This is a genomic window from Vibrio sp. 378 (genome assembly GCF_033339435.1).
Genome location: NZ_JAWOUO010000454.1, coordinates 1 through 757 on the forward strand (window position 1 = coordinate 1; position 757 = coordinate 757).

A 757-nucleotide genomic window follows, 5' to 3' on the forward strand; every position below is an offset into this window, starting at 1 on the left:
CAAAGCCACGATCTGCCACTGATTCTCTGTTAGTGATGTTTGCTACTGCCTGAGCAACCAAACGAACATTATCTTTAGTAAATTCTTCACCGATGAATGCGCGCCAACCGCCTGTACCAAATTTGATCATGATTCGAACCTCAATAAGGGCGGCAATACACCGCGCCTTAAAAATTTTGCTAGCGAACCCAATGCACAAGCTAAAGAGCAAAAGTGCATTGGGGCATTTTTAAGCGATTAACCTAGTGTTACGATCACTTCGTTCACGGAGCCTTCCGCTTGAACTGGTACTGATGCGCCAGTGATAGCTTCGCCGTTCAGAGTGATAGATTTCACGCCTTTGCTGACTGAATCAGGGTTAACAACTTTGATGTTGTAAGTCGCGCCTAGCCACTGACGAGTGACTTCAAATCCAGGCCAGTTAGTTGGAATACATGGATCGATAGTTAGACCATCAAAACCTGTGCGCACACCAAGGATAAAGTTGGTCACTGCGAAGTAAGCCCAACCAGATGTGCCAGTTAGCCATGGGTGGTTTGCACGACCGTGATCTTGGTGGTCTCGACCCATAATGAACTGCACGTAGGAGTACGGTTCTGCGATACGTTTTTCGATGATGTCGTTTTGGTTGTATGGGTTGAGTGCATCGTAGAACTTCATCGCACGGTCACCGCGCCCCAATTTTGCTTCAGCAACCCAAGCCCATGGGTTTGGATGTGAGAAGATCGCACCGTTTTCTTTTACGCCTTGGTAAACG

Annotated in this window: 1 protein-coding gene; it reads right to left on the minus strand. The window is 47.4% G+C overall.

Annotated elements, in window-relative coordinates:
• Window positions 1-237 precede the first annotated feature (237 nt).
• A partial coding sequence (locus R7Q48_RS26885; RefSeq protein ID WP_411979292.1) for a GH36-type glycosyl hydrolase domain-containing protein occupies window positions 238-757 on the minus strand: 520 nt, incomplete at its 5' end.